The sequence below is a fragment of the Pseudanabaena sp. 'Roaring Creek' genome, assembly GCF_001402795.1.
Lineage (GTDB): Bacteria > Cyanobacteriota > Cyanobacteriia > Pseudanabaenales > Pseudanabaenaceae > Pseudanabaena.
In genome coordinates this window covers 1-5,369 of sequence record NZ_LIRE01000066.1, presented here as the reverse complement: position 1 = coordinate 5,369, position 5,369 = coordinate 1, and the positions used below count along the sequence as shown (strand labels likewise).

The window sequence follows — 5,369 nt, the reverse complement described above, 5'->3', positions numbered from 1 at the left end:
GATCATTCTCCTGAAAATATGGCTGTCTTGCGACACTTTGCTCTTAATCTCTTAAGTCGCGATAAGTCTTCTAAGTTCAGTATGCGGGCGAAACGTAATAAGGCGGCTTGGGATCTGGCTTATCTAAACCATCTCCTTTCCCTTTGATTTTTTATGCGGTTGCCCTGATCCTACTGCAGCTGCGATCGCCATTAAGTAAGCATCGCTAAATTTCTCTTTTTGTGCGCTTAAATCCATGTAAACCCAGAGTTTCACCAGTGAGATTATGGCATGTATGCAAAAAAAGAGTCTCGCAATGCGAGACTCTTTTTTTAAAATGGGCGCTGAGGGACTCGAACCCCCGACATTCTCGGTGTAAACGAGACGCTCTACCAACTGAGCTAAGCGCCCTTTTTTATTGTTTAGCCAATTTTTTGACTTTACTAAATATAACAGTCAAAAAAGCTATGTAGAGCAAGGGTTTCAAAGCAATAAACGTTGTAGAGTCAATTTTTAACCTCAGTTAGATTTCATATTGTCTCACGCTTCTCTAACTTTTTTCGTGTCCAAAACCAAACCAAAACCTAACTATTGGTACGGAATTGGTACGATGAAAACCCAGAAAGGCAGTGTAGCTGTAGAAGAAAACAATAACCGTCTCCGCTTGAGATGGTCTTGCGAGTCAAAAAGATACTGCTTAGCTTTAGGCTTGCCACATACAAGCGTGAACATGAAGGTAGCCGAACAAAAAGCTAGACAGATTGAGCTAGATATTGCGTCTGGTAACTTTGACCCTACTCTAAACAAATACAGACTAAAGCAAGTAACTGTTACTTCAAGTCCTAATACTGTGAAACCAAGTAAGGAACTCTTACTTCCTATTTGGGATAAATGGGTTAGCAGTTTATGCTTACCGCCTAGAACACTTGGTTCTCACTACTCCAGAATTAGGCGCTACATTGAAAAAGAAAATCCTATAGCTAGTGATACATCTTGGTATGAAGCGATTGAGAGTCTATGTCCTAGAATCTGGAATGACTCATTAAGTTATTTGATATCTTGTTTGAATTGGGCAATATCTGAAAAACTTGTGTCCTCTAACCCATTTTCAAGATTAAAGCGTAGAAAAGTAGTTAAACAGCAAATCAAGCCTTTCAATCATGAAGAAGTAAAGGCAATAGTTAACGCTTTTCGTAGTAATCAGTTTTGTCCAAAGTCATCAGCTTACAAGCATAGTTTTTATGCTGATTATGTTGAATTTCTTTTTCTGACTGGTGTTAGACCTTCAGAAGCTATTGGACTTCAAGCTAAAGATGTAGATTTCAGCAGAAAAGAGATTGTGATTTGCTCGGTATTAGCTAGAGGTGACAAAGGACAAACCGCTAGTAAACATCGTGTCAGAAAAGAAACAAAAACAGGGTCAATTCGCTACTTGAGTATGACTGATAGATTGTTTGAGATGCTTGAGATTAGATGTCGCAATCTTAAATCTGATGACTTGGTTTTTACTTCTCCAAATCAGAATGCAATTGATGACAATAACTTTACAAGCAGACAGTGGAGGGTCGTTTTAGCGGGGCTAAACATTGAGTACCGTAAGCCTTATACAACTAGACATACACTCGCATCAATGGCTTTAGAGGCTAATATGCCTATTACTCATGTAGCCTATCTTCTAGGACATAGCGATACAAATATGGTTTCTAAAACCTATGGTCATGTTATTCATAGACCGATATTGCCAGAAATTAATCTTTAAGACTTTGCTTTTTCTGTATTTTCTTCTTCTATATCTAGAGATAGAGAGTACAGAAAGAGTAAAAAATATTAGCAGCAAAATTATTTGAGACTGGGATTATTTGCCAACTTCAAATAAAAATATGACTACTCCAAAATATTATGTGTTGTATTATGTATATGTGAGTCAAAACTATCTAATCTATCAAAAGAAGTAATCCCAAATATGTATGTCCAAGCCAATCGTAGATATACAGAAAAGAATATTTCTATTAGTAGATGTAACTTCTATATTATGTTTGATAGGTTAGTATTCTAGATTTTTTCCAATAGAAAAAGCCTATTTTGTAAGTGCTTCAATTATCTAAAGATTTGAATTGAGAAAGTCCAGATATCTGTATATTTTTTAGTCTCAGAGCTTTACAAAGTTATTCGTAGCCTCACAAAACACGGCTTTTTTTTGTGCGAAAAAGAACATGAAAACTATATAGGAAAATTTATGAGTAATGAAGATTATTGTTTGACTAGCGATATCATCACATCTGATTTTAGCAATAGACTTAGCTTTAATACATCTACAAGAGACATCTATCTTGATACACAAATATTTGAAGTTGCAAGACTAAGAAGCGAAGTCATGCAGAAAAAGAATCGTCTTCTCAAAAATGATAAATATATTTATGAGATAGCCTTGCAAGAGGCTGAGAAGCATTGTTTTTCGCCTGTAAAAGACTATTTAGATAAATGCGCTAAGAGGCATAAAAAAGTAGATTATCTAGAAGTATTCAGAGACTTGAATACAAATGCTCTGCACATCGACTCAGATTCACTAGAAGCAAAATATGTAGCGATGACGTTAGTTGGAGCAGTTAAGCGAGTCTATGAACTTGGAAGTCAACACGACACTGTACTTATACTTAAGGGCAAGCAAGGCTTTTTCAAGACTTCCTTTTTTAGAGAATTAGCTAGTATCAATTGGTTTACAACTATCAATCTCATTAATTACAATGCTGATGAATTAATGGTATGTCATAGTAAGTGGCTAATTGAATTAGGAGAATGTGAGGAGACTATAAAGCCCCATGCAATGGGTAAGTTGAAAGCATTTATCACAAAAACTGTTGATAGTTATCGAAAACCGTATGCAAAAAATCCTATTGATATACCGCGTCAATTTATTCTTGTAGGTTCAACCAATCGAGACAAGTTTTTAGTTGATACAACAGGTAATAGAAGATTTTGGGTGACTGAAATTCACCAAAAGATTGATATTAATTGGGTACGGACAAATCGTGATTTGATTTGGGCAGCAGCATTTAAGGCATACAAAAACAATTTTTCAACTTACTTAGATGATGATGAGCAAAATAAGAGTGATTCACTCAACAATAGTAAAAACTTGCTAGAGGATATGTGGAAAGAAAAAATAAGTGAGTGGACTTTATCACAAACTACACCTTTTACATTGGGTGATGTACTAACTAAGTGTCTTAATATACCCGCGAAGACTTGGAAACGTTCAGATGAAGCTAGAGTTACTAGTATTTTAGATACTCTTGGTTTCCCTAAGCCTAAAACCTCTACTAGAGTTGATGGTAAGTCAGGCAAATATTTTCTACCAATGAAAGATTTGTCTTATGTAACTAATTAGTATAAAAGTTAAATCTGAGTTACAGGCTAAAACTATCTATTTATAAGGATTTTAGCCTGTTTGTAACTATGTAACCATATTTTTATAAACATGTTTACAAGATAAATATTTGTAAAATTTGTAGTTACATAATTGCAGTTACACATAATTAGTCGGTCGATAAATATCAAAGCTGATTAACACTTCTCTTTTCTTCCGCCCGAACGGTAGTGAGGATTCTTGAGAACAATTACATTTTAGAATCAGCTATAAATGCTATTCCCTGTTCCAGAGTATGACTCGTAGATATGTTGATAAACCTCTTGACATTTTTGCTCGTAGATTTCCATAGTGTAACGTCTAGGAAGCTTATCTAGAATGTCTTTGATAGTTATATCAACTTCTGCTTTGCTTTGCTGACGTTTGCGCCAATCTAGGACTAATTTATCTTGTTTGAGTGTTTCTAATAATTCCTTAGCTACATCTTTAACATCTTGCCTTTCTTGATTAGTTAGCTCAAGCTCAGGCTTAGTCAGCAAGTCAAAGATAACTAACTCTTCATCGGTTAGGTTTTCTGCTAGTTTTCTCCTATCTTCCACATTTAGTTCATCATGGAATTTAAGTAACTCTCTAAAAAATATTTCTTGGTTACGAGAGCCTGAGTTGTATTCGTCTATCATTTTCTGGAATTTTTCTAGATAGTTCATACGAGTTCTGTTCACTTGAACCATCTGCTTAAGGTTTTGGCTAATATTGCCCTTGAGCTTTTCGATAGCAGTTTGTTTGTATCCAGAGCTAAATTTTTTCATTAGGGCTTCAACATCAAGCCTAAAGTCAATTCTGGTAATATCAATTATGGGATTCTGACCGTGAATAATAAACTCACCAGCCATAATAGAATCGTCTAGCAGTTCATCAATTTCTTCGAGTACCTCAGATATATCTATCTCTTCGATGTCTTGACGGATTTTTTCGGCTAGCCTGTCTAGCAAAAATCTAGTGTTAGCAAATTCATTTGCGGCTGTATCTGGCAAAACAGCTTTGTATAAGCTATTAACGGTGTTAACTAAAGAAAAGTAGTTACGCTTTGATTCTTCATCCGCTAAAGCTTCTACGGCTTCATCCCATAGTTTTGTTCTGCTAAATGGGTCTTGAGTTGTGTCTAGCTTGATGAGGTCAATGTTTTTAGACTTACAAAATTCTAATGCTTCAGCAATTGCGCCTCTAAGCTGCTCTACTAGGGCTGATTTGTCCTTTACTGGTGTATCACCATCATCGATACCTCCACCAGCGTTAGAGCCATAAATAGCTAGTGCATTTTGCAAGTCTCGAAACACACCAATGTAATCAACTATCAAGCCGTTGACTTTGCCCTCATAGACTCGATTAGCTCTGGCAATGGTCTGCATGAGCGTATGATTACGCATTGGCTTGTCAAGATAGATTGTGGAGCAGTTAGGCACATCAAAACCTGTAATCCACATCGCACAGACAAAAACTATTCTTAGTGGATTGTTTGCATCCTTGAATTTTTCTTCTAAAGTTGGAGAGTCACTAACAATTCTTTTTCTGTGAGGTGTGAGTTCTAAACCTTTTTTCTGAAAAGCTTCTACTTCACCTTGAGATTGCGATATGATTACTGCCATATCAGTTTCTTCAACATAGCGAATTTGTTTCGAGAGTTTCTTAATCTCAAACTCGCTGATGTTTGGTTGAGCTAATTGGGCTTTAAGGTCGTCTAGATATACTTGCCAGTGGTATTTAACCTTGTTGTACATCTTTACGGCTGTAAAGCGGTCTATGGCGATAAACATCGCTTTGCCTTGATAGCCTCTACCTAAGAAATGGGTTACTAACTCACCTTACGCAGATAGAAAGCGCCCAAAAAAAATGACTGAGAATGTATACTGGAAGTAGGTTTGAGAGTAATTGCTTTGCCGAAACCAAGCTAAGATGAGGAAAGAAGATAAAAACATGAAGATGAACATGTTAGATCTTTATAGTGACTATCTAATTAGTTCTT

At 36.0% G+C, this 5,369-nt stretch carries 3 protein-coding genes and 1 tRNA gene; 2 read left to right on the top strand and 2 right to left on the bottom strand.

From position 1 onward, the window contains the following. Positions 1-317: 317 nt before the first annotated feature. Positions 318-390: transfer RNA gene (locus tag AC805_RS02100), tRNA-Val, on the bottom strand. A 199-nt stretch (positions 391-589) separates the two neighbouring features. On the opposite strand from AC805_RS02100, the gene AC805_RS02095 reads away from it, so the two are divergent. Beyond that, positions 590-1,738, top strand: coding sequence for a site-specific integrase (locus AC805_RS02095; protein ID WP_072143495.1), 1,149 nt, complete (start codon positions 590-592; stop codon positions 1,736-1,738). 477 nt (positions 1,739-2,215) lie between these two features. Next, the gene (locus AC805_RS02090; protein ID WP_055073888.1) at positions 2,216-3,367 is read left to right on the top strand and encodes a VapE domain-containing protein; all 1,152 of its coding nucleotides are present in this window, start codon (positions 2,216-2,218) and stop codon (positions 3,365-3,367) included. Positions 3,368-3,609: 242 nt separating this feature from the next. On the opposite strand, the gene AC805_RS02085 is transcribed toward AC805_RS02090, so the two are convergent. After that, positions 3,610-5,160: a type I restriction enzyme endonuclease domain-containing protein gene (locus tag AC805_RS02085; RefSeq protein WP_197278605.1), complete on the bottom strand. Its 1,551-nt coding sequence runs from the start codon at positions 5,158-5,160 to the stop codon at positions 3,610-3,612. Positions 5,161-5,369: the final 209 nt, after the last annotated feature.

Coding starts and splice junctions, on each gene's coding strand:
- AC805_RS02085 (WP_197278605.1), bottom strand. CDS start 5,160: ATGTTTATCGCCATAGACCGCTTTACAGCCGTAAAGATGTACAACAAG.
- AC805_RS02090 (WP_055073888.1), top strand. CDS start 2,216: ATGAGTAATGAAGATTATTGTTTGACTAGCGATATCATCACATCTGAT.
- AC805_RS02095 (WP_072143495.1), top strand. CDS start 590: ATGAAAACCCAGAAAGGCAGTGTAGCTGTAGAAGAAAACAATAACCGT.